This is a genomic window from Pseudomonas sp. 21LCFQ010, assembly GCF_024129905.1.
GTDB lineage: Bacteria > Pseudomonadota > Gammaproteobacteria > Pseudomonadales > Pseudomonadaceae > Aquipseudomonas.
On sequence record NZ_JAMYDZ010000004.1, the window covers coordinates 209,521 to 229,765 of the forward strand.

The following is a 20,245-nucleotide window of genomic DNA, read 5'->3' on the forward strand; positions in this document are numbered from 1 at the left end:
ATCTGCGCAGGGTGTCGCGGGGGACCAGGTGAGGCCAGCGGCACGAGTTGTAGATTGGCGTTCTACAACTCGCGGCCTTTCACGCTTGCAGCCAGGCTGATTCCAGCTCGCGCTTTTCGGGTGTGTTGCTCGGCGCGTGGGTGAACGTGACAAGGCGATAGGTGCTGACGCCGGCGTACATGAGCTGACGATTCGGCGCCGGCACCTGCAGGACGGTCATCGCTTCCAGGAACAGCAGATCTGCCTCTGCCCTGGTGATGCGCACCTGGTCGCCGGCATCGGTCATGACAACCAGATACTCGCACAACAAGTCATGCACAACAGCGGCCTGGCCGTACGCCCCCCAGGGCGGCACCAGGCTCCAGACAACCCGGGGCACACTGGCCCCATCGGTCAGGTAGCCGGCCGGGACCGTCACCCAGACTTTGCCCAGTCGCGGCAGCTCACCCCAGAAACGGAAGTCGCGCAGCACCCGCCAGTGGTCTGTGCCCAGGGAACGGCTGGCCTCGGGATCGTAACGGGTGTCGAGCGGTGCGCTGAATGCAGTGAATGAACTCACTGGAACACACCGGTCAGGATCTCGGCCGCTCGACGCTCCACCGTATCAGCCGGGATGACCTCGTCGCTGGCCAGCGCCTGCAGCGCGTAGCCCACGCCGTCCCGGGTCGATTTGAGGGACATGTCGACAAAGCCGAGTCGGCCGTCATCGACGATGCTCATGAAGTCATCGAGCAGCGCATCGTCAACGCGCAGCTTTTTGATGCCGACACGCTCAGGACCGGTAAACAGCAGCTTGAACTCAACAGGCGAGACTTTCGTCACCGCCTGAGCAAGCACGATCGGCGGCTCATCAGCAACCGGCACTGGCGGGATCCATTGACCGTCAACGAGAGTCGAACCAACGACTACAGATTCCGGCACATCGGCAGTGAACAGCGCCGCCACATCCGGGTGGAACAGTGAGTCAGGGTCTACGGCAATGTCACGGACGACCCCGTTTTCAATCCAGGCTTTGTGCATATCAGTAACCCTCGGTCCAAAAAATCAATACACCCGCAACACCGCCTGGCCCTGGGGTGCCGGTGTAAGTACCGCCACCACCACCACCGACTCCGCCAACGCCACCGGCACTGCCTCCCGAGTAAGAGCCACCGCCGCCACCGCCGAATCCACCTTGCCCTCCAATGGACCCACTGATGGCCCCACCGCCACCCCCGCCGCCAATACCGCCGACCTGACCGCCTCCACCGCCACAACCCCCGCCAGGGCCACCTGCAGCGCTGGCACCACCGCCCCCTCCGCTCAACGCCATATTGGCAATATCAAGCATGCCCTTGGATAAGGTCGAGGTGCCTGGCTGACCGTTTGCCGCAGCACCAGCGCTGCCCGCGCCGCCAGTGCTGCCATAGGACGGACCATATGAGCCACCGCCGCCTGTTAATGTCGCGTTGGCGGCATCGGCAGCCGGATGCAATCCGCCACCACCACCGTATGTTCCGCCGCCTGTGCCGTAAGTGTTGCCACCCTTGCCGCCCCAGCCCCCGCCGCCGGATGCGGCGACATTCGTGCCCAAGGCGCTGCCACCGTCACCACCAGTACCGTACGGAGATCCGGAACCGCCACCCCCACCGGTCCCCGAACTACCGCCATTGCCCCCTTTACCGCCAGACGCCACAAAAGCGGCCTTGATGGTTGAACTAACGCTACCCACTCCACCGTTCCCGCCGACATTTCCTGACGCGTTACTGCCACCGGTACTGCTCAGCAAAGTGCCGTAACTGGCAACAGCACCCTTGCCACCGACGGTAATAGTTGGGAGAGGCTGCCCGGCAACGACATCAACGATCCCCATGGCAAATCCGCCGCCACCACCACCGCCACCGCCGACGTTGCTTATAGCGCCATCACCGCCACCGCCGAACACAAGAACATACAGTTGAGTAATGCCTTGCGGAGCGACCTCATTCGCGTAGGTTCCCGGTGCATAGAGCTTCCAGCGCTTCCATTCTGGGGGGGCCTTTACGAGTGTCTGTGCCTGGCTTGCTGTGGCTACGAGCGAAGCCGCCAGAGTCGGAGAAGATGGGAACGACTTGAGTCCGAAGTTCATCAGAAGTCCCCTCCAAAAAGGCTCAACACGATTGACTCGCCCCGCTCGGTCGATGCCGAGATCTCGCTGCCCGCCGGGATCGGCAGGCCACCGAGGAAGTCGACGACCGTTTCAAAGCCCGGCACCGACGCGCTCCGGGTCACCGCGAGGACCGGAATTTCAGTCAGAAGCCGTCTTGCTCCGTTGACGGTCGAAAAGAGCCTGACCATGCCTGCGGTGGTCGTCACAGTGGCCTTGACCACAGCCCTGTCCAGCCGGGAGCCGTTGACGCCGGCAGTAAATTTCTCTGCGCCAAGCGTTCCCGTACCGTCAGTGGCTGAGTTAGCAGTGTTGAGCTGGACCGTGACCAGGCGCGGCACGGCGGTGTATTGCGGGCTTGCTGCCATTAATAGGCTCCTTGTTCGAAGGCCATAATGGCCATGCTGTTGCTGATCGCAGGGTTGAGCAGGGCCTCAGTCTTGGCCTGCGTCATGTATTGAGTGTGCGGGTCGGGATCGTTGCCATGATCGGTCAACAGGCCTTTCAAGCCTGCCGGCGTCACCGCCCTGGACGTGTCTGTACCGGCCCGGGTTTCTGTGAGGGTGGCCAGCTCCACGACGCCTGCCTTGGTCGTGGTGGCGTCCGACACTTCCCGCAGGTAGCGTTCATCGGCCGCTTCCGCCGTCAGGTAGCGGGTAGCCGCATCGTCGACCGTCAGGTACAGCTCCAGGATCTCAGCCAATGCAGCGTGGGATACGGTGGCAACACTTGGGTCCACAGTCAGGTTGACCAGGTTGGCATTGCCGACGCTGATAAAGATGCGGATGAGTATTTCCTTGGACATGCCCTCGACCAGTTGGGTCTTGTCGGAAGGTGCATAGTTGCCGATGGTCAGCAGCTTTCCGTCACCGATCACACCGATTTCCCGCATCGTCCACCCACCCACATCAACCGGCACCACCGCTTCCACACTCACCAAGTGAGGGTTGTTTGCATCCCGGCTGATTTTTCGGATCGGTGCGCGATATACCTCGTGCACCAGTGCCGTCATGGACTCGTCAGGTTGAATCGCCGCGCCGTTACCGTCGCCAACGGCGATGTGGCTCAGGGCAACCATTTCGCCATTGACTGTCGCGTTCGTGAAAGCCGCCGCACCGTCTATGGTCAGCAGGTTGTAATAGGTCTGGCTCATGGCGCTGCCTTCGGATAGAGGGTGATGGTTTCCCAAGCCTGCGCGACCATGCTTGTCTTCAAATACGCAGGCTCGGGATAAATTTCAGTGACCATGAGCGGGTAGCTCTCGATGGTTTCGGTTGTTACAACCATGCAGCCGACGTGGATGCTCAAGGAGGCCTCAGCAACCAGGCGCAACTGGTAATGACTGCGTACGGGCTTTGCGCGGTTGATCTGCCGCTCCAGGGAGGACAGCAGGCTTTCGGACATTCCCCGATCGTCGATATCGATCTCGGCGGTAAAGGTGTGCGGCTCACCAGGTGGCTGCATCTGCCACCATTCGATCAGCCGGGTTTCGTGGCCCAAGGATTCCATGGCCCGCTCTACGGCACCGACCGTCCCTTTGAGCCGGTGGATCTGCACGCTGTTGGCCACGACCTGGCGCTGGGTGGCCTCATCCCAGTTGTCATTCCACTCATCGACAGACAGCGCCCAGGCCAACTGGGGCAACAGATGTAACGGGCAGGTCCAGGGGTTCCAAAGCTTCAGGATCACGTCGGGGTCGAGATCGATCAGCCTGGCGTTTTCAAGCCGCTGCTCAAACGTGGTACTGGAATTGGGTAAGAGGCTCATCCGTTTGCCTCGGCCAGCGTGACATCGATGGCAGTGCAGTACCCGGCTTGATTGGCGGCGCACACCACATCAGCGCTTGGCTCGATAAGCACAACACGCTTTACACCAGGCTGGTGCAGCGCCGCATACAGCGCAGATAACGTGACATCAACGCCCAGTCGCGGATTGGCCAGGTTGGTGTCGTGGACGTAGGCATTCACCGCTTTCAATGAGGCGGCGAGCACTGGCGCACGCGATGGGCCGTCGAGCATTTCAAGCCGTGCCACGACGCGATAAGGCACGATCTCCGCAGCGACGCTCAGCACCTGGTCAGTCAGCGGCCGCACATCCTTGTGCCCCAGTGCCTGATCGACGGTGGCCAGCAGCTCAGCCGCCGGCACTCCATCACCGAGGCGCGACAGCACCGCCAGGCGAACCTGGCCAGGCTTCGGACTGTCGATCGCAACGTCCCGCACATTGCCCGACGCGCTGAGCGTGTGAAAGCGATAAGCGCCTTCGGGACCGGCCGTAGAAAAGCCTTCCAGCGCCATCTGTGTGCGATAACGCAGGTCGTCGTCTGATTCGTAGGTCGCCGGTATCGGCGGCCTGGCCGTCAAATCGCCCGGATTGAGCACCAGGCGCTTAACGCCGTAGAACGCCGCCAGTCCGTCCAGGTTTGCCCCGGTTGAGTGAGCAAGCATGTTGGCCACTCCCACCTCATTAAGGCGCTGACGCAGCAGCACCTCCCGGTAAGCGTTCTCCTGCAGCATCTTGTTGGTGGGGTCAGACTCAAGTGCCAGCTCAGCCGCGATAGCCGCCTGTTCCTCAACGGGGTAATAGCTGATCAGTGTGGCCTTTCGCTCGGCCAGGATCGTTTCGAAGTTGACTTCCTCAAGCACGTCCGGTGCCTGCAGCCGCGACAGGTCAATCATGACGAGGCCCCCGCACGCAGCGCGACGGTGGAGCTACGGCGCTCACCGGTGACTTTGACGGTGTACCCGACATCGAGCACAGCAGCGCCGTGCGTGCTGCCAATCTCCAGCTTTACATTAGTCACACGGATACGCGGCTCCCAGCGCATCAGAGCTGCAGCAGCAGCGGCGTAAACGCGCAGGATCGTTGGGCCAATCAGTGGCTGATCAATGAGGTCAGGAATCAAGCTGCCGTACTCACGGCGCATGACGCGGCTGCCGATCGGCGTAGTCAGAATGTCGTTGATTGACTGCTGCAGGTGCATGGCGGGAGTAATCGCCCGGCCATTGATACGCGACATGGCCATGTCAGCCTCCTATAAAGACAGTCGACGACCCGGACACGATCTTGAGCTGTGGTGACACCGTGTCCCCGATCCTGGCCGCTGCCTTTCCACCACCATTGAGGTTGATGGTGCCGCCCTGCAGGTCGATCGCGGCGCCGTTGATCTCGATCGTGCCGGCACACTCGATCACCAGCTTGTTCAGCTTCAGCTCCAGGACACCGTCTGCCGCGTTGTGGCGCACGGTCGTACCGTCTGCGAACTGGGCGACATTCTCGTCAGGGTTGATACTCGGCGCCGGCGCATCGGATGAGTACATGCCCAGCAGCACAAAGCCGGTGGCTGGGTCGCCCGATGGGCAGAAGACAATGCAGGGTTCGTTGATGTCAGCCGGCGACCAGGTACTGGTTTTTCCCGATCGAGAGGCGAACCAGGGCAACCAGTCGGTTTCCAGTCCACCGGTCTTTACCCGGCATCGAGGCGGTTCGTATTGGACGTCAGAAACCCGTCCAGGACGGATCAGGTTTTCGAGGCGGCGGTTGAGATCGGATGAGTTTTCCATGCCGCGATGCTGCCGCAGGCTGATGGTAGGGGGCACGCGGCACGAGTTGTAGATTGGCGTTCTACAACTCGCCGCCGCGCTGTCACACCAGGTGATCGACGATGTGGGCTCGGATCATGTCGTAATCATCAGCGCTCAAGCCCAGCAGTACACGCTTGTCGTACTGGGTTTCCGGGGCCCCGGGCTGCGCTCGATCACGCAGTCCGTACTGATGGACGCGCGCCAGGCGTCCCGTGCGGCCCAGGTACATCAGCGAGATGCTTTCGTTGCTGACCTTCAGCTTCAGGTGCTTGGCCTGGCGCAGCTTCGAGAACATCTTGCGCCGCAGCGTCACGGTTTTGCCGTTGCGCAGACGGGACCGACGCTTTTCGTACGCGCTGCCGTCAGGGTTTTCCTGCCGGGCAATGCGTTGCATCTGACTGCGGCGCAGATCCCGGGCGATCAGTTGGGCGAGCTTCTTCCGCGCTGCCGGCGTGAACTTGGCCAGCATCGAGTCGGCCCATTCGTCCAGGGCGAGCAAGTTATCAGCAGTCACAGTCGCAAGGCCTCCTGCCCGGGATTGGTGTGGCGATATCGGCGCCGGTGGCTTCGCCGCTATGCCACTCGGCTATGACTTCGTCCTTGAGCATGAGCTGAACCAGGCCGGCCGGTTCAGGGTCGATCAATGCCGGCTCCGGCGGGTAGCGGTAGTGCAACTTGCCGTCGACGCGCTTCACGATCACACGCTCGGTCAGCGGCAACGTGAACTGCAGGTCAGTGCGTTCCAGATCCAGGAACTCGGCTTCAAACTTGATCGACTCGGCGTGTTTGTTCTGGTTGGCCAACAGCTCGTTCTGATTGACGCGGACCCAGTCCAGGAGCGGGATCGTGATGTGGTCAGGGCTTCCGGTGTAGTCAGTGATCAGCAGGCTGAGCTGATAGCTATATTGAAAGCTCAGGCCCGGGCCAGCCGTCGTGCGCAGGCTGCCGCTTTCCAGGAACACCTTGACCTGGTCAGGGCTGCGCTTGAGCAATGGCACGCTGGCCAGCAGATGATCACGCAATGATGCGGGCTTTTTCATGCGGCTATGCTCCCTGGGGCAGTACAACCACAAGTTGCATAACGGTTATAGGCGTTGGCCAGTTTCGTGTCGTAGCGGTTCTTTGCGTAGGCCGGGCCGTTGTAACGGCTGGCGAAAGCTACCCAGTCCCGTGACTTCAACGCTTTGAGTAGGCGCTTGTCAGTCTCGATGAACCGCACAAATGCGTCGAACTGTTCTGACTCGCTGCGCACCATTGCTGCAAGAAAGTCATGGACGCTCATATAACCCAAGCGCTGCCAGTGGTAACCCATGATCTGGAACGCGCCCCAACTGCTGGCCTCGATCGCAGACTTCTCGTCGATCAACACTGCATCAGTGAAGCGCGCCCACTCTGCTGCACCACCTGCATAGCCGCCGGTCTTGACGTTGATAATGTTCGGGTACTGCTGGGAAAGCGCCCCAACGTCCAGATCCGGGCGGTTCACCAGCAGTTGTCGACGCATCTGGTGCCGCTCGAACAGGATCTTGACACGCCCCTGTAGAAAGCCCTCGCCCAGGCTCTCCACTTCGTTGACCGCATAGACGGTAGCCAACGGCAGACCGAGCCGCGCAGCAGCCCGAACCAGATCCTCGTCCTGCAGGAGCGCGGTGCAATCACCACCCTGCAGGGCCTGAATAGTTTTTGAGCCTGCACGACCGTCGACCACCAGGCCCGCATGGCCTTGGAATGTACGCACAGCCTTTTCCGTGGCCTCACCAAATACCCCATCGATGGCAGTCAGGAAACCCCGACGGCTGAGCAGTCGTTGCAGCTCAGTGACCGCTGGCCCGCGCCGGCCGCGTGTGAGGATGTCATCGGTCATGCCTCACCTCGCTCAGCACGAACTTCAGCAACGGTCTTCATGCCAACGACCAATGCAACGATAGTCGCTTTACACGCCAGCCCGTTGGCATCAAGTTGCACCTGGCCCTGGAACACCCGCACGGCCTGCTCGGTTTCCTCCGTGTAGCGGCCGGTGAATTTGTCCAGCAGCCCACGGCGCTTTAACAGCATCTCCAGCTGTACGACATCAGGCCCCCAAGAGACTGGTTTCAACGTTTGGAAGTCACGGCCCCCGTAAAGGCCCTTCCGCAATTCAACGAGGTTCATCAGCACCTCCCTGGCGGCGGTGGCCCCACTGTTCAACTCGTTCAATGAGAGCATCAACGGTTGCTTGATCGACAAGACCATTAACTTCCAAGCCTGCAGACGCCTGGAAATCACGAACGGCCTGCGAAACAGCCGGTCCATATCCAGGTTCGAATTGATCTAGCAGGCCCAAGTGATTTAGCAGCACCTTAAGATGACCAGGGGTTGCCCCTTCGCATTCAGGGCGAAAAGGGTGAAGTCGCTTTCTCCAGTAACTAGCGTGCTTCATCCTCACCTCCCAAGCGGCTGGACATGATGCGCTGCGCTGCAGCACGACTGGCTTCGACACCGAACAGACCGACCATGCTGCCCAAGAACACGCCGGCTTCCGGTGGTGCCCCGATCAAGGCCGGTCCGTAGGACACGCCGACGCCCAGTAGCCCACACAATGGCGCCTCCAGGACCAACTGGCGCAGCCGGCCACCGCTGTAGATGATTCGCCAGGCCGCGATCAGCAGGGCAAGCCCGCCGGCGTAAAGGGCAGGAAAGTGTTGTTCCATCCAGGCAGCAAAAAACGCCCAGGTTTCGGGTCTGTCGGGCATAGGGTTCTTCCGGTTGGCCCCGGCCGGGGCATGAGTGTTCAGGTCCATAGCTGCACCACGGTGCGTTGCGTCTGGGTAGGAATGTCGGGGAGTGTTACGGCGGTGCCGTGTGGCAGGACCGGCCCGAGCCTGGCCAGCCCGGGATTTGTTTGAAGTACCTGCTCGACAACGCCGGCAGTGCGGCCGTAGTGCCGCCAGCAGAGCATGTCGATCGTGTCACCCTGCTTGGCATTCACGATGGTGGCCATCAGTCCTCAGCCTCGTTCGTCAAAGGCGCCAGGGTGGTTCTACAACCGCCATCACGAGCCACAGCCTCACGAAGCGTGGCCATCTCGGCTTGGAACCATTCGATGTCAGGTTCCAGAGGCCGCTTGATGATCAATACGTCTGCCTCTGGAACCTGAAGATCGTCCGGGTAGCAGAACGGCCCATCGTCACTGACGACCGCGCCGGATGACTTACCGGTTTCAGGATCGCGGCTGACCGCCAGACCAAGCGGATGCAGGATCTCGCGGTTAATGCGCACCATCAGGCCAAGGCGGCTTAGTTCGTTCCAGTCGATGAGCTTCATCAGATCAACTCCACTGTTGAGCGACCGATGCCCAGGATGTCGCTGATAGCCCAGCGCATATCCCGCCGGTACTCGTCAGCGGTGGGAGTCAGCGCCTCGGCATGGCCATTGCCTGTGCTGGTGGTGTCCGACCCTCGGTAACGCTCTGCCAGCTCGGCACCGACGCTGCAGTACACGGCGCGACGGTAGCGATGGATCAACAGGGGTTCGCCGGCAATCACTTCGCCAGGCACCAGATCTGCACGGGCATGGCCCGTTGCTTCTTGGTCTGCGCGAAAGCTGGCCAACTCCTGATTAACGCTCTGCATCGCGTTGATGGTGGTCAGCTCAATGCGCTGGGGGCTTACAGTGTCACCCAGGCGCAGACTCGCCTGCAGGTGATCCACATCGACACTGGGCCAAAAGGAGACATTGACGAGCAGGCGCGCAGCAGGCGTGGATGTGTCCGCACCACTGAAAAATGCACTCATGGAGATGTCCTCAAGTCGGCGGTGGTCGGGACTTCACGCGAGCGGCGAACCGCTGCGATCAGTCCCGAGCCGCCGGGGTTGCGGGGTACGCTCTGTTAGCCCTGGTCTGCCGAGTCGTCCGCGCCGCTCGATGACGACGACTCTGCAGGGGCTGATTCGGATTGATCCTGCGCTTGGCTGCTCTGCCCTTCCTGGGGAGCGTCCGCAGCAGAATCACTGTTCGGCACGTCCGGCTTGGACGCGGCCTGTTTTGCAAGCTCGATCGCCGGTGGTTGCCCGTCCTGTACCGCACCTGCAGGAGCTTCGGCGCCCTGGCCAACCGGCTCAGGCAGTGGCTGTTTCTTCAGCAGCCGCTCGACTTGCTCCAGGTCTTTCTTGCCACCGCAACTGCCGTGCAGCTCGATGGCCTGCGCGATCGATGCGCGTGCTTCCTGCAGCAGCATCAGGTTGGCCAGCGAAACCTGGTCAACATCGACCAGGCCAAGGTGGGCACGACCAATCGCTAGCTGCAGCTTGGCTTTCACTTCATCAGGCATGTCTTCCTGCGCCGTCAGGTCTGCCGTGCGCAACAGTTGCGCCCGATTGAAAGGGTTGCCCAGCTTCTGCGCCTGCAGTGCGGCATGGGCGATCTCTTCGGCGATCAGGCAGCCGGTGGTGCGTGCAAAGCGATCAGGCATCACCAGCTTGTGCTCGAGGACATACTCCGCCACGTCCAGAGCGGGACCGTAGTTGCCGACATCGATGAGCCACAGCATGACAGTGGTCAACACGTCGTCCTGGGAGCCTCGGCCACCGGACAGCACACCACTCACATACGGCTCATAGGCCGGCAGCAGTTGACGCTTCAATGCCACCTTGCCCTGCTGAGACTGGATCTGTTTCAGGCGCGCACGGTCCTGTGCGAGCTGCGCAAGCTGCAATTCATAGCTGGTGGCACCAGCCATGGTTTGAGCCGGCGCCGTGGTGGCCGCCTCCAAAGCTGCGCGCTTACGCAGTTGGGAGCGTTGCATCAGGCTGAGGCCCATCAGGCGGCCTCCTGGATGTTTTCAACCAGCGCGACCAGGCCTAGGTCCTCGATCACGTAAGCATCGTTGCTCGACTGGTAGTCCGCGATGCGGTCGAATTCTGGCTCTTCCTTCAGGTGACGACGGCGCGAGCCGGTCTGGTAGTAGATGGAAAGGTTCGACAGGGTGGTGATCAGCACGGTGCCATCGGGGAAGAACGGCGCATCCTCGACCGGCAGGCCGCCCAAGCGCGCACGAGCGATAATCTCACCGGCGGCGTTTTCTTCCTGGTTGCCCTTGGCGCCGTTGTCGATCGCCTTCAGCAGCTTGCTGTGCATCAGGTCGCGGCTGACCACCACGACCAGATCAGGGCGGTTTCGGTGCCACGGGTCCAAGGCCTGCACAGCGTCATATACCAGGCTGTCGAGGGACACATAGTCACCGTTCGGGCCAATGGTCACTTTGCCGCTGCCTACGACGCCTTCATCCATTACGCGGGTCGATGCAGAAATACGGATCTTCTGCAGCCAACCGATGTTGACGTCCTGCAGCAGCGGGTTGGCCTGTAGATCGGTTTCGGTCGCGGCACTGGTGCCGTTGAAACCGATCATGATGCGATCCAGACCTTGCTGCTCAGTAATGGCAGCCGTCAGCAGGGTCTGAAACTCAGGGTGGCCGGCCCACTGGTCAATTTCGGAGTAATTGAAAGCGGTGTCGAAGTCAGTCTTTACGCACTTGTACGCATCTTTGGTCAGTGCGCCCCGGGAAGCAGGGTTGCGACGATGGCCGTTGGCGGTATTAGTACGACCAGCGCCAGGGCCTTTGCTGCCCAGGCTCAGTGCTTCGCCTTCCTGCTCGGTCACGCCGATGATGTTGACCTTTTTCAGGAACGCGGTGGTTTCCTGGATCTTGGCTTCCAGGCGCTGCTGCACGGACGGGGTGACACTGAATTTGACGGCAGCGGAGTCCACGCCGTTGAGCTTGGCCACCTGTGCGGAGTAGCCGTTGAACTTGATTCGGGTTTCGTTACGCATGAGCGCTCCAGGTCAGCAATCAGTGAGGTGTTTGTCGGTGTTGCCGCCGGTTGCCGGCGGACGATTTGGCTGGTTGAAGTCCTGGGTCTTGCCCAGCGCTTCCTGCAGGTCGGTAAAGTCCTTGCGCAGCGATTCCAGCTCGCCGGCCAGCGCGGTGTTTTTGTCGCCCTGAGCGGAAAGCTCCACGACCTTCTCCGATAGGCTGCCCACCTCGCCTGCGACCAGCTCGATGGCCTCAGCCGCTTTGCTGAAGTCGCCATCCGCCTTGGCCTGGCCCAGCTTCAGCAGGTCTTTCACACGGCTGAACATTTGCTCGCCCAGGCTTGGCTTGTCGTCGATTTCTTCGAACTGCAGGGCGACTTCCACGGCTTCGGAGAACAGCAGCTCGGCGTTGCTCTTGCGGCCGGCAAATGGGCTGTGAGCGGGATTCTGCGCACTGAACTGCAGGGCTTCCGTGCCCAGAGATGCCGGCGAGTCGGTGACGGCCAGGCCGGTCAGGTAAGCGCGGCCGGTGTCGGCAAAGCGCGGATCGATCTCGATCGACGTGTACAGCTTCTGCTTTGCCTTGTTCATGGCCACCAGGTCGGCGGTAGGTTCGATCTGAGCGAACAGCGCCAGGCGCTTTTCGCCGTCGACGTCGACCTCTTCAGCCTTGACCGCGATCACGTCGCCATAGGCACGGAACGGACTGTCAGCAGTCACGCCGCGATAGTGCTCCAGCCAGATGCGCGCCGCGTACTTGCTACGGTCGTAGGTAGCGGCCATGTCCTCGATCCAGGACCGCTCGATCTTGCGGCCGTCCGTGGTCGCTCCCTGGGTGGCAATGCGGAACCAGCCGCTGCTTTTGAATTTCTTGGCATTCGCAGCCATGTGTTGCCCTCGATGTGTGTAAGCCGCCTGGCGGCCGCTGAGGGCTCAAATAGTCGGTGTGCGGGGGGCAGAGGAACAACGGGCACGAGTTGTAGATTGGCGTTCTACAACTCACGGCAGTAACGCCGATGGGAAACGGGCGGGCAGCATCGGCCGCAACATTGCTATCGAGACTCGTCATGTCTGCCCTGCTTGAACACCAGCCCCTGCGCGACAACCGCCGCCAGTCCAAATTTCTCTACTGGACCGGGTGGAGAATCACTGACATCGCGGATTTCCTAGGCGAAAAGGAAAAGACCGTTCACACCTGGAAAGCCCGCGACGAATGGGACCGGGCCGATAACGTCGAGCGGATCGGCGGCGCAATGGAGGCGCGCCTGGTGCAATTGATCCTCAAGGACATGAAGACCGGCGGCGACTTCAAGGAGATCGATCTGCTGCACCGGCAACTAGAGCGCCAGGCGCGAATCCAGCGTTATCAGCGCGGCGGAACTGATACCGATCTCAATCCGAACCTCGCAGCACGTAATGAAGGCCCGAAGAAGCAGCCCAAGCGTAACGATTTCAGCGAGGACGATATAGAGAAGCTGGAAGAGGCTTTCCGGGATGGGTGCTTCGACTACCAGCTCGACTGGTACCGCGCAATGAATCAGCGCACCCGCATGCTGCTCAAATCGCGGCAGATCGGCGCAACGTTTTACTTTGCCAGGGAAGCGCTGATCGATGCGCTCAAGACCGGCCGCAACCAGTTGTTTCTGTCAGCATCAAAAGCCCAGGCCTACCAGTTCAAAAACTACATGCAGTCGTTTGTCCAGGAGGTGCTAGGCGTCCAACTGACTGGCGACCCTATCGTCCTATCGAACGGCGCCGAGCTGCATTTTCTGGGCACCAACTACCGTACCGCCCAAGGCCGTAGCGGTAACTTTTACTTCGACGAATTTTTCTGGGTCCATGGCTTCGACGAGTTGAACAAGGTGGCCAGCGGCATGGCGCTGCAAAAGCGCTGGAGAAAGACCTATTTCAGCACGCCATCCGCGATGGGCCACCCCGCGTACAAATGGTGGACCGGCGAGCGCCTGAACAAGGGCAAGCCTGCCGCGCAGCACATCAAGATCGATCTCAGCCACGATGCCCTAGGCCCCGGTCGCCTGTGTCCGGAGGACAAGGTGTGGCGGCAGATCGTGACTATCAAGGACGCCGAAGAACGTGGCTGCGATCTGTTCAACATGGAGGATCTGCACTTCGAGTACAACGCTGAACAGTTCGCAAACCTGCTGATGTGTGAGTTCGTCGACGACAGCGCGAGCGTGTTCCCGATGGCCATGCTGCAGCCGTGCATGATCGACAGTTGGGAGGTGTGGGCCGAAGACTTCCGCCCCCATGCCATGCGGCCGTTGGGCGACCGCCAGGTGTGGATCGGCTACGACCCGGCTGAAACCGGCGACACAGCCGGCTTGGTGATCGTTGCACCGCCATTGGCGCCTGGCGGCATCTTCCGGGTCGTTGAGCGTCACCAGTTCCGGGGAATGGACTTCTCGGCCCAAGCCGATTTCATCCACCGGGTCATGGAGCGCTACTGGGTGACGTACATCGGCATTGACGCAACCGGCATGGGTAGTGGCGTTGCCCAACTGGTGAAAGCGTTCTTCCCAGGCGTGACGACCTTCAGCTACTCGCCCGAGGTTAAGACGCGCCTGGTGATGAAAGCCTGGGACGTGATCAACAAGGGCCGGCTGGAGTTCGACGCCGGCTGGCAAGACATGGCGTCCAGCCTGATGGCCATCCGCAAGACCACCACTGCCGCCGGCCGGCAGCTCACCTACACAGCAGGCCGCAATGACGACACTGGGCACGCGGATCTGGCCTGGGCGCTCATGCACGCCCTACACAACGAACCGCTGGAAGGCCAAACCGTCCGGAACACCAGCATCATGGAGATTTCGTAATGACCGACCTGCAACTGGCCACCTCCAGCGAGACCACCGCGGCTACCGCCAATCCGGGAAAGATGGAGGCGTTCACGTTTGGCGAGCCAACGCCAGTGCTCAACAGCAGCGACATCACCGAGTACCTGGAGTCCTGGTTCAATGGTCGCTGGTATGAAACGCCCGTGAACATGCACAACCTGGCGTGCTCGACGAAAGCGAGCGTGCATCTATTCTCGGGTCTCATGTTCAAACGCAACATGCTCAGTAAAACCTTCATTCCGAACAAACTGCTGTCGCGCCAGGGGTTCGAGCAGTTCGCCCTGGACTGGCTCTGGAGCGGCAACGCCTACCTGGAGCGCCGGCGCAACCGCCTGGGCGGCCTGCTGAACATGCAGCCCACTCTGGCCAAGTACATGCGGCGCGGCCGCGAACCAGGGCAGTTCTTCCAGGTCACCCATCACCACCAGGATCATGAGTTCGCCGAGGACACGATCGTCCACGTCCGGGAGGTCGACATTCACCAGGAGATCTACGGCCTGCCTGAATGGATGTCAGCAATCAACTCGGCGCTGCTCAACGAGTCGGCCACTTTGTTCCGCCGGCGTTACTACGAGAACGGCAGTCACGCGGGGTTCATCCTGTACATGTCGGACACCGCCCAGGATCAGAAGGACGTCGACAAAGTGCGCGAGGCGCTGAAGAAGTCCAAAGGCCCTGGGAATTTCCGCAACCTGTTCATGTACTCACCTGGTGGCAAGAAGGACGGCATCCAGCTGATCCCGATTTCCGAGGTCGCGGCCAAGGACGAGTTCAGTAACATCAAGAGCATCACCCGCGACGACATGCTGGCAGGCCTTCGCCTGCCGCCGCAGCTCATGGGTGTAGTGCCGCAGAACGCCGGCGGCTTCGGGTCCAGCCGCGATGCGGCCGTGGTGTTCGCCGCCAACGAGCTGGAGCCGATCCAAGAGCGGATGTTGCACATCAACGAGCTGGCCGGCGAAGAGGTCATCCAGTTCAAGCCCTACGAGGTTCCGCCTGCCTGACCCCGCGACCTGGATACCCAAGCCCGCCACCCGGCGGGCTTTTTTTCGTCTGCAGATCTGCAGCATCAGGATCATCATGATTTGCCCTGGAATGATCCATTTTTCCCCGGCGCGCGCAATCGTCCCCCCACCACGCCTGCGGGCTAAACCTGTGGCAAACCCGGCACCCCCGCACCCTACCCCGGCCCCAGCCCGGCCGTGGGGCTGCGCAGGATCGCGCACACGCCGCAATTCTTCGCTTCCCTTCACACCCTACCCAATTTGCTACGATAGCCCTGCAGGTGAACGCGCAGGCTGATGCGCAGAGATTCCGGGTAACCGGTGGACCGTATCGTGAGTCACAAGCGTCCAAGAACGATAAGACTCGCAAGCCGGGGATCAGCACCGGGCGCCTGCTGATACCTAATATTCACGGCCTGTTTTGTCACGCACGTGGGCAGGCAGCCTCGGGTCATCTGGGTCATATCGATAGCGACCGTCGCCCTTCTGAAAGTCAACTAGATCTTTTAGCATGTATCTAACTTCGCTAATTTCCAGCTCAATACTCTCTAATTGTTCGCTACGTTTTTTCTCGAACCATTCCCTATCTACCTCGATCGCATCTATGCGGTTGGCTATTTTTTGAACCTCATACAGCACTATCACGCTAAACACTGCCCCTACCGTGACAGCGATTTCAAACCATTCAAAATCCATACACCCTCGCTCACCCGTTTGTGGCATCTAGGTTACCTGACCCAATAGCTATGTCAGACACTCCGCATAATGCCAGCTTGCTGGCATATGAGCCGCCACACAGATATCAACTGAGAAAGCTGAAATCTGCGCGGCGTAACCCGCGCAGCGGCCGGTCGCCCGTCAATCACGCACCCAGAAATGCCCGCAGCCCCGCCGCTGCCAGCCCGCGAGCGCTGAACGGGAAATTTACCCGGCGCCAAGTCGCGCCCAATTACTTCGCCCCTGCCCGCTGGCACCCCGCCACAGCGTGGAGGGTGGACAGTTTGGGTGCAGGGCACTGCCCTGCCGCTGGGCGGGCGCGTAGCCCGCGATTGACATAGAAAGCTGAGCGCAGCGAACTGAGTCCCTTGGGACGAAGGCATAATTGGTACACAGCATGGGATGGCGGCTACGCCTCGTAAGCCTTTTTTTTATCCCGGAGGGGTTGCTGAAGGGGTCTTAAAATTCCATTTAATTCAATTGCTTCCTGGATGCCCGGGGCTGCCGCCGGCGGCGCGTCAATTTGACGTTGAAAAGCCGGCACGCACATGGCGAATTGCCGTCACGTGAACTGGCCAACAGTGGGAAAGTAGATATTTTCGTGTGGCCAGGCGTGACCAGGCCTCGCGGGAACCGCGATTATTTCGGGGGGTTGAGCTTGCCGTTCTTAGCCAGAATCTTGGTCATGAACGCACTAGGCTTCTCAGGGCCTCTGTCGCGCTCTCTCGGCGGTTCTGGCCGCCCGTCGCGGCTCTGCTTGGTATCGAGTGCTTCAAGCTCGCTATGGCCCGCCTGGTGCGCCTGGCTTTTCTCCCAGTTGCGCCTGGACGTTGCCCGCTGCAGCATTTCGATCGAATACCGATCCTGTCGAGCCTGGCGAATCTGGCCGACCACCTGCAACTGCTTGTCTCGCTTCTTCTGCGCCGCTTTTTTGGCCTTGTACCAGAGGTAGCGCAGCCCCAAGTCAGCAAAGAACAGCTCGGTAAATCGCACCAGCACACGTGTGCGGACCAGGTGTAGGCCAGCGTCGTCTTTCTCATCCAGCCGGACGCGCTCGAACCGGCGATAAACATAGCCCGCCATCTCAAGCCCGTGGATCAACCGATTGAATGCCGGCGCCGATAGTCCACTGTCTTCCGCGATCCCGCACTGAGTGTTCAGGAAATACTGACCACGCTCGACGTCAAGCCAGCCCAGCACACCGGTCGCTAGGTCGAGACGCAGCAGGATCTGCTCAGAGGACTTGGCCAGCGCTTCGAATTTTTCGGAGCGCGTGCGCCTGCTGCCGTGGATTGTGTCCAGTCGCCTCAGGTATTTGCCTCGGAGCTGAGGAATCTGGCTGAGGCGGTCATGCGCATTGCGCAGGAGGGGATTTTTACGCTGCTCAGCGGTAAGTGAACGCTTTTCCCGGTAACGATCAGGCCGGATCGGAGCTTGTAGGCCTGAGTGCGGCAATTTCTTGTCGACAGCCGTCGGCTGGCCCTTGCGGGAGCCAGTCTTGCGATCTTTCGCGGGGGGGACGTCCTTATCCAGGTTGCTCACTAGCGTGCATTCACCTGGTGAAGTGCCGGAAGTTCCGGCAGGCTATCAACTACGTCCTCTGCCAGCGTCCGAAGCTCTGCGCAGCGCGCTTCAACACTTCTGAGCCGGTCGATAAAATCAGGGAGGTAGGGACGATCTTCGCTGTCGATCCGGCCGTCAGCCAGAATCTTGCTACCCAAGGCAACAGTTTGGCCCAGTTTCGTGACCAACTGCCCGAACGCGCCGACAGGACACGCTTCAACGTCCAGCTCACGTGCGCCGATCAACCCGTGACGGCTTGCCAGTTCGTTGATGCAGCACTCCTGATACTCGCTAACCAGCGATTGGACCCAGGCCTCCTCAATCCAACTTGGTAAGTCCACCTCACCGCTGAGCCAACGGCTCACGCGCCGCAGCCATGCACTGGAGGCCCTAAGGAAGGCAGTCGCGTCGTTGGCCTTGATAAGCTGGTTAAAGTCAGGAACGTCCTTGCTGCTGGCTTTCTCAGGCACCAGAAGATGCAAGTTGTCGCTCAGCTCCTGGGCAAAATCATCTTGGCTGAAACTGGTACGAGCGATCATTTCAACAGCATGAGCGACCAGCACCTGGTCGCGGGAGATGGACCGCTGTCCGAGATTAGACGTGTTCATGAAAAATCTAGGACCGTAGTCTATGGGCGATCGGCAAAGAGATCTGCCGTCGCCGTTGCGGGAGCGTCAGCTACTACGGCCGTATCCAGCTTCTTCAACGACGGACAGAGCTCGTAAGCTTTGAATTTCCCGCCGGTGATGGCTTCCACCTTCATTGCAGTGATAGGCCCCATTCCGTACTTGCCACGAACCCAGCCAGAGACAGTCCCTTGGTTGACTTCCAGTGCGTCAGCGGTGTCGTTCTGCGTTCCGAAATGCTTAACAAGAGACTTAAAAATGTTCATGGCAAGCCCTGAAAATGGGATTTCCCATAATGATACATATAGGAATACCCGTTTGCAAGAAAATGGGGGCTCCCATAATGTGCGCGCCATGGACTTCAAAGACCGGCTTAAAGCCGCCAGACAGCACGCCAACCTCACCCAGGGACAGCTCGCTGAAAGAATTGGTATTACCCAGACATCGATCTCTGACCTCGAGCGCGGAAAGTCGAAGGGAACAGCCTTCAACGCCCGGATCGCAGAGGTATGTCGGGTGAGTGCCCTATGGCTTGAAAGCGGTAGCGGAGAAATGCATCCCGATACCGGCATGGCAAACGTGGTTCCGATGCAACAACCGCACCGTGAAGCCAGGGAATACCCGTTGGTCACCTGGGTGGACGCTGGTGTGGGCAGGGACTCCTTCGGCTGTTATCCAGCGGGTATCTCGGATGAATGGTTGAGTTCAACCGAGAACGCTGGCCCTGGAGGCTTTTGGTTGACAGTCAGAGGTAAATCCATGACGTCGGATACACCTCCTAGCTTCCCCGAAGGCACCCCGATCCTCATCCGGCCTGAAGGCTTCGATTTGATCAGCGGCAAGTTCTACATCGCGGTGAATCGGGTCACCGGCGAAAAGACTTTCAAGAAATATGAGCTGGACGCCGGAGTCGGCTACCTGGTGCCACTCAATCCTGACTATCACCCCGTGGTTCTGGACGACGACTGGGTGATTACCGGAAGGGCCATCGACGCAAAAATCCCAGGCATGTAGCCGCACTTTTTCCTTCACCGCATGGACGCATCAATGACTGCATTGCGCTTTACCTATCAAAACGTAGAGGGAACAGTGGCCGAGTGGAGTCTCACTCGTTGGAAGGAAAACACCAGGTACTTGCAGGGCCGTACCGCGTCGGACTCGATACCACGTACATTTCGTAAAGACCGCGTTATTGAGTACCTGGAAGGTATGGAGTACTTACTGGGCGAAGATGCTCCCGCCGTGCCCGAACCTGCCCCCAGGGCTCCGATTGATCAAAGGCCACAGGTGCTTTTTACTGGCTTTCGGCAACCCGATCGAACCAGGCTGGAGTCGCTGGCTGACGAGAAAGGGCTGCGGGTGGTAAAAACTGCCACGACACAACTCGCAATTCTGTGTGGTGGCTATAACGCTGGCCCTACCAAGCTCGACTCGGCTCGTGAACGGGGAGCATTCATTGTTACCGAAGAACAGCTCCTGCACCTGTTCGAAACCGGGGAGATCCCGGTATAGATATTCACCTAGAATGCACCAGGCTCAATGCCTGGTGCGCGTAGATTGGCTCTGTAGCGTGTCGTAGTCCGACTTATCGATCAGCTCACGCACTACACCAGTTACTTTTGAACTTACTTTTTTAGAAGCCATCACAGGACTTCCACTGTGCTGGCTGCCGTAGAACCAGGTGGCGTGCTATGCACGACGATGTGACCCATCCCAATCTTGAAATTTTTCATGACTTTGATGCACACGTTCCACGCCTCCTTTTCAACGGCCGCACCTGACTCAACCACATTTCCCTGGTCGTCAATAATCGCCAAGCGTGCAGGCCGACCATCGCTAGTCGTCAGTTGGTAGCCTTTGTTAACATTGGCACTGATACAGCCGTGTTCAAGCTTTCCTGTTTCCGGGATACCAATCATTTCAAACCTCTCCTGCGACAGCAAACTTGTTAACAATGAGCGCGATAGTATGTGCGTGT

30 protein-coding genes are annotated in these 20,245 nt (G+C 60.0%); 4 read left to right on the forward strand and 26 right to left on the reverse strand.

Annotated features, from left to right (window positions below):
- Positions 1–79: 79 nt before the first annotated feature.
- The 21 genes from NJC38_RS07410 to NJC38_RS07505 form a co-directional block, all read right to left on the reverse strand.
- Positions 80–559, reverse strand: coding sequence for a DUF1353 domain-containing protein (locus NJC38_RS07410; RefSeq protein WP_253112749.1), 480 nt, complete (start codon positions 557–559; stop codon positions 80–82).
- A complete protein-coding gene (locus NJC38_RS07415; RefSeq protein ID WP_253112751.1) occupies positions 556–1,020 on the reverse strand; it encodes a hypothetical protein in 465 nt (154 codons plus the stop codon). Before NJC38_RS07415 ends, NJC38_RS07410 begins: the two co-directional genes overlap by 4 nt.
- Before the next feature lie 24 nt (positions 1,021–1,044).
- Complete coding sequence (locus tag NJC38_RS07420; RefSeq protein ID WP_253113044.1) at positions 1,045–1,287, reverse strand: hypothetical protein; 243 nt, start codon at positions 1,285–1,287, stop codon at positions 1,045–1,047.
- 819 nt (positions 1,288–2,106) lie between these two features.
- Positions 2,107–2,493 (reverse strand): hypothetical protein, encoded by a 387-nt coding sequence (locus NJC38_RS07425; protein ID WP_253112755.1) that lies wholly within the window; start codon positions 2,491–2,493, stop codon positions 2,107–2,109.
- Complete coding sequence (locus tag NJC38_RS07430) at positions 2,493–3,278, reverse strand: phage tail protein (RefSeq protein ID WP_253112758.1); 786 nt, start codon at positions 3,276–3,278, stop codon at positions 2,493–2,495. The genes NJC38_RS07425 and NJC38_RS07430 overlap by 1 nt, the downstream gene beginning before the upstream one ends.
- The gene (locus NJC38_RS07435) at positions 3,275–3,892 is read right to left on the reverse strand and encodes a phage tail protein I (protein WP_253112761.1); all 618 of its coding nucleotides are present in this window, start codon (positions 3,890–3,892) and stop codon (positions 3,275–3,277) included. The genes NJC38_RS07430 and NJC38_RS07435 overlap by 4 nt, the downstream gene beginning before the upstream one ends.
- Positions 3,889–4,803 carry a baseplate J/gp47 family protein gene (locus NJC38_RS07440; RefSeq protein ID WP_253112763.1) on the reverse strand — a complete coding sequence of 305 codons (915 nt, stop codon included), beginning with the start codon at positions 4,801–4,803 and terminating at the stop codon, positions 3,889–3,891. Before NJC38_RS07440 ends, NJC38_RS07435 begins: the two co-directional genes overlap by 4 nt.
- On the reverse strand, positions 4,800–5,150 hold the full coding sequence (locus NJC38_RS07445; protein WP_253112766.1) for a GPW/gp25 family protein: 351 nt from the start codon (positions 5,148–5,150) through the stop codon (positions 4,800–4,802). The genes NJC38_RS07440 and NJC38_RS07445 overlap by 4 nt, the downstream gene beginning before the upstream one ends.
- Before the next feature lies 1 nt (position 5,151).
- Positions 5,152–5,688, reverse strand: a complete 537-nt coding sequence (locus tag NJC38_RS07450; protein ID WP_253112769.1) for a phage baseplate assembly protein V — start codon at positions 5,686–5,688, stop codon at positions 5,152–5,154.
- A gap of 82 nt (positions 5,689–5,770) precedes the next feature.
- On the reverse strand, positions 5,771–6,208 hold the full coding sequence (locus NJC38_RS07455; RefSeq protein ID WP_253112771.1) for a phage virion morphogenesis protein: 438 nt from the start codon (positions 6,206–6,208) through the stop codon (positions 5,771–5,773).
- Between the two features lie 4 nt (positions 6,209–6,212).
- Complete coding sequence (locus tag NJC38_RS07460) at positions 6,213–6,749, reverse strand: phage tail protein (protein ID WP_253112774.1); 537 nt, start codon at positions 6,747–6,749, stop codon at positions 6,213–6,215.
- Complete coding sequence (locus NJC38_RS07465; protein WP_253112777.1) at positions 6,746–7,573, reverse strand: N-acetylmuramidase family protein; 828 nt, start codon at positions 7,571–7,573, stop codon at positions 6,746–6,748. Before NJC38_RS07465 ends, NJC38_RS07460 begins: the two co-directional genes overlap by 4 nt.
- A complete protein-coding gene (locus tag NJC38_RS07470) occupies positions 7,570–7,941 on the reverse strand; it encodes a peptidoglycan-binding domain-containing protein (protein ID WP_366855615.1) in 372 nt (123 codons plus the stop codon). The genes NJC38_RS07465 and NJC38_RS07470 overlap by 4 nt, the downstream gene beginning before the upstream one ends.
- Complete coding sequence (locus NJC38_RS29160; RefSeq protein ID WP_366855617.1) at positions 7,847–8,128, reverse strand: peptidoglycan-binding domain-containing protein; 282 nt, start codon at positions 8,126–8,128, stop codon at positions 7,847–7,849. Before NJC38_RS29160 ends, NJC38_RS07470 begins: the two co-directional genes overlap by 95 nt.
- Positions 8,115–8,441, reverse strand: a complete 327-nt coding sequence (locus NJC38_RS07475) for a phage holin, lambda family (RefSeq protein WP_253112783.1) — start codon at positions 8,439–8,441, stop codon at positions 8,115–8,117. The genes NJC38_RS29160 and NJC38_RS07475 overlap by 14 nt, the downstream gene beginning before the upstream one ends.
- Before the next feature lie 38 nt (positions 8,442–8,479).
- Positions 8,480–8,689, reverse strand: a complete 210-nt coding sequence (locus tag NJC38_RS07480; protein ID WP_253112784.1) for a tail protein X — start codon at positions 8,687–8,689, stop codon at positions 8,480–8,482.
- Positions 8,689–9,012: a hypothetical protein gene (locus NJC38_RS07485; RefSeq protein WP_253112787.1), complete on the reverse strand. Its 324-nt coding sequence runs from the start codon at positions 9,010–9,012 to the stop codon at positions 8,689–8,691. Before NJC38_RS07485 ends, NJC38_RS07480 begins: the two co-directional genes overlap by 1 nt.
- The gene (locus NJC38_RS07490; RefSeq protein ID WP_253112789.1) at positions 9,012–9,482 is read right to left on the reverse strand and encodes a head completion/stabilization protein; all 471 of its coding nucleotides are present in this window, start codon (positions 9,480–9,482) and stop codon (positions 9,012–9,014) included. Before NJC38_RS07490 ends, NJC38_RS07485 begins: the two co-directional genes overlap by 1 nt.
- A 95-nt stretch (positions 9,483–9,577) precedes the next feature.
- A complete protein-coding gene (gene gpM, locus NJC38_RS07495; protein WP_366855621.1) occupies positions 9,578–10,507 on the reverse strand; it encodes a phage terminase small subunit in 930 nt (309 codons plus the stop codon).
- The gene (locus tag NJC38_RS07500; protein WP_253112790.1) at positions 10,507–11,520 is read right to left on the reverse strand and encodes a phage major capsid protein, P2 family; all 1,014 of its coding nucleotides are present in this window, start codon (positions 11,518–11,520) and stop codon (positions 10,507–10,509) included. The genes gpM and NJC38_RS07500 overlap by 1 nt, the downstream gene beginning before the upstream one ends.
- A 12-nt stretch (positions 11,521–11,532) precedes the next feature.
- Positions 11,533–12,390, reverse strand: coding sequence for a GPO family capsid scaffolding protein (locus NJC38_RS07505; protein ID WP_253112792.1), 858 nt, complete (start codon positions 12,388–12,390; stop codon positions 11,533–11,535).
- Between the two features lie 179 nt (positions 12,391–12,569).
- Between NJC38_RS07505 and NJC38_RS07510 the strand changes: the two genes are divergently transcribed.
- A complete protein-coding gene (locus NJC38_RS07510; RefSeq protein ID WP_253112794.1) occupies positions 12,570–14,336 on the forward strand; it encodes a terminase ATPase subunit family protein in 1,767 nt (588 codons plus the stop codon).
- Complete coding sequence (locus NJC38_RS07515) at positions 14,336–15,361, forward strand: phage portal protein (RefSeq protein WP_253112795.1); 1,026 nt, start codon at positions 14,336–14,338, stop codon at positions 15,359–15,361. Before NJC38_RS07510 ends, NJC38_RS07515 begins: the two co-directional genes overlap by 1 nt.
- A 402-nt stretch (positions 15,362–15,763) precedes the next feature.
- Here NJC38_RS07515 and NJC38_RS07520 read toward each other — a convergent pair whose 3' ends face one another.
- The 4 genes from NJC38_RS07520 to NJC38_RS07535 form a co-directional block, all read right to left on the reverse strand.
- On the reverse strand, positions 15,764–16,057 hold the full coding sequence (locus NJC38_RS07520; RefSeq protein ID WP_253112798.1) for a hypothetical protein: 294 nt from the start codon (positions 16,055–16,057) through the stop codon (positions 15,764–15,766).
- Positions 16,058–16,717: 660 nt separating this feature from the next.
- Positions 16,718–17,620: a hypothetical protein gene (locus NJC38_RS07525; RefSeq protein ID WP_253112801.1), complete on the reverse strand. Its 903-nt coding sequence runs from the start codon at positions 17,618–17,620 to the stop codon at positions 16,718–16,720.
- Positions 17,620–18,249, reverse strand: a complete 630-nt coding sequence (locus NJC38_RS07530) for a hypothetical protein (protein WP_253112803.1) — start codon at positions 18,247–18,249, stop codon at positions 17,620–17,622. The genes NJC38_RS07525 and NJC38_RS07530 overlap by 1 nt, the downstream gene beginning before the upstream one ends.
- A 20-nt stretch (positions 18,250–18,269) precedes the next feature.
- On the reverse strand, positions 18,270–18,533 hold the full coding sequence (locus NJC38_RS07535; protein ID WP_253112819.1) for a Cro/CI family transcriptional regulator: 264 nt from the start codon (positions 18,531–18,533) through the stop codon (positions 18,270–18,272).
- An 88-nt stretch (positions 18,534–18,621) separates the two neighbouring features.
- Here NJC38_RS07535 and NJC38_RS07540 point away from each other — a divergent pair, with 88 nt between their 5' ends.
- A complete protein-coding gene (locus NJC38_RS07540) occupies positions 18,622–19,281 on the forward strand; it encodes an XRE family transcriptional regulator (RefSeq protein WP_253112821.1) in 660 nt (219 codons plus the stop codon).
- 33 nt (positions 19,282–19,314) lie between these two features.
- Positions 19,315–19,779: a BRCT domain-containing protein gene (locus tag NJC38_RS07545; protein ID WP_253112824.1), complete on the forward strand. Its 465-nt coding sequence runs from the start codon at positions 19,315–19,317 to the stop codon at positions 19,777–19,779.
- Between the two features lie 131 nt (positions 19,780–19,910).
- Here NJC38_RS07545 and NJC38_RS07550 read toward each other — a convergent pair whose 3' ends face one another.
- On the reverse strand, positions 19,911–20,186 hold the full coding sequence (locus tag NJC38_RS07550) for a hypothetical protein (RefSeq protein WP_253112826.1): 276 nt from the start codon (positions 20,184–20,186) through the stop codon (positions 19,911–19,913).
- Positions 20,187–20,245 lie beyond the last annotated feature (59 nt).

Excerpts from the sequence above, each read along its gene's own strand:
- NJC38_RS07415 (WP_253112751.1), bottom strand. The coding sequence starts at position 1,020 with ATGCACAAAGCCTGGATTGAAAACGGGGTCGTCCGTGACATTGCCGTA.
- NJC38_RS07440 (WP_253112763.1), bottom strand. The coding sequence starts at position 4,803 with ATGATTGACCTGTCGCGGCTGCAGGCACCGGACGTGCTTGAGGAAGTC.
- NJC38_RS07490 (WP_253112789.1), bottom strand. The coding sequence starts at position 9,482 with ATGAGTGCATTTTTCAGTGGTGCGGACACATCCACGCCTGCTGCGCGC.
- NJC38_RS07450 (WP_253112769.1), bottom strand. The coding sequence starts at position 5,688 with ATGGAAAACTCATCCGATCTCAACCGCCGCCTCGAAAACCTGATCCGT.
- NJC38_RS07460 (WP_253112774.1), bottom strand. The coding sequence starts at position 6,749 with ATGAAAAAGCCCGCATCATTGCGTGATCATCTGCTGGCCAGCGTGCCA.
- NJC38_RS07430 (WP_253112758.1), bottom strand. The coding sequence starts at position 3,278 with ATGAGCCAGACCTATTACAACCTGCTGACCATAGACGGTGCGGCGGCT.
- NJC38_RS07500 (WP_253112790.1), bottom strand. The coding sequence starts at position 11,520 with ATGCGTAACGAAACCCGAATCAAGTTCAACGGCTACTCCGCACAGGTG.
- NJC38_RS07470 (WP_366855615.1), bottom strand. The coding sequence starts at position 7,941 with ATGGTCTTGTCGATCAAGCAACCGTTGATGCTCTCATTGAACGAGTTG.
- NJC38_RS07540 (WP_253112821.1), top strand. The coding sequence starts at position 18,622 with ATGGACTTCAAAGACCGGCTTAAAGCCGCCAGACAGCACGCCAACCTC.
- NJC38_RS07530 (WP_253112803.1), bottom strand. The coding sequence starts at position 18,249 with ATGAACACGTCTAATCTCGGACAGCGGTCCATCTCCCGCGACCAGGTG.
- NJC38_RS07510 (WP_253112794.1), top strand. The coding sequence starts at position 12,570 with ATGTCTGCCCTGCTTGAACACCAGCCCCTGCGCGACAACCGCCGCCAG.
- NJC38_RS07550 (WP_253112826.1), bottom strand. The coding sequence starts at position 20,186 with ATGATTGGTATCCCGGAAACAGGAAAGCTTGAACACGGCTGTATCAGT.
- NJC38_RS07435 (WP_253112761.1), bottom strand. The coding sequence starts at position 3,892 with ATGAGCCTCTTACCCAATTCCAGTACCACGTTTGAGCAGCGGCTTGAA.
- NJC38_RS29160 (WP_366855617.1), bottom strand. The coding sequence starts at position 8,128 with ATGAAGCACGCTAGTTACTGGAGAAAGCGACTTCACCCTTTTCGCCCT.
- gpM (WP_366855621.1), bottom strand. The coding sequence starts at position 10,507 with ATGGGCCTCAGCCTGATGCAACGCTCCCAACTGCGTAAGCGCGCAGCT.
- NJC38_RS07520 (WP_253112798.1), bottom strand. The coding sequence starts at position 16,057 with ATGGATTTTGAATGGTTTGAAATCGCTGTCACGGTAGGGGCAGTGTTT.
- NJC38_RS07465 (WP_253112777.1), bottom strand. The coding sequence starts at position 7,573 with ATGACCGATGACATCCTCACACGCGGCCGGCGCGGGCCAGCGGTCACT.
- NJC38_RS07515 (WP_253112795.1), top strand. The coding sequence starts at position 14,336 with ATGACCGACCTGCAACTGGCCACCTCCAGCGAGACCACCGCGGCTACC.
- NJC38_RS07545 (WP_253112824.1), top strand. The coding sequence starts at position 19,315 with ATGACTGCATTGCGCTTTACCTATCAAAACGTAGAGGGAACAGTGGCC.
- NJC38_RS07505 (WP_253112792.1), bottom strand. The coding sequence starts at position 12,390 with ATGGCTGCGAATGCCAAGAAATTCAAAAGCAGCGGCTGGTTCCGCATT.
- NJC38_RS07535 (WP_253112819.1), bottom strand. The coding sequence starts at position 18,533 with ATGAACATTTTTAAGTCTCTTGTTAAGCATTTCGGAACGCAGAACGAC.
- NJC38_RS07485 (WP_253112787.1), bottom strand. The coding sequence starts at position 9,012 with ATGAAGCTCATCGACTGGAACGAACTAAGCCGCCTTGGCCTGATGGTG.
- NJC38_RS07425 (WP_253112755.1), bottom strand. The coding sequence starts at position 2,493 with ATGGCAGCAAGCCCGCAATACACCGCCGTGCCGCGCCTGGTCACGGTC.
- NJC38_RS07475 (WP_253112783.1), bottom strand. The coding sequence starts at position 8,441 with ATGCCCGACAGACCCGAAACCTGGGCGTTTTTTGCTGCCTGGATGGAA.
- NJC38_RS07445 (WP_253112766.1), bottom strand. The coding sequence starts at position 5,150 with ATGGCCATGTCGCGTATCAATGGCCGGGCGATTACTCCCGCCATGCAC.
- NJC38_RS07480 (WP_253112784.1), bottom strand. The coding sequence starts at position 8,689 with ATGGCCACCATCGTGAATGCCAAGCAGGGTGACACGATCGACATGCTC.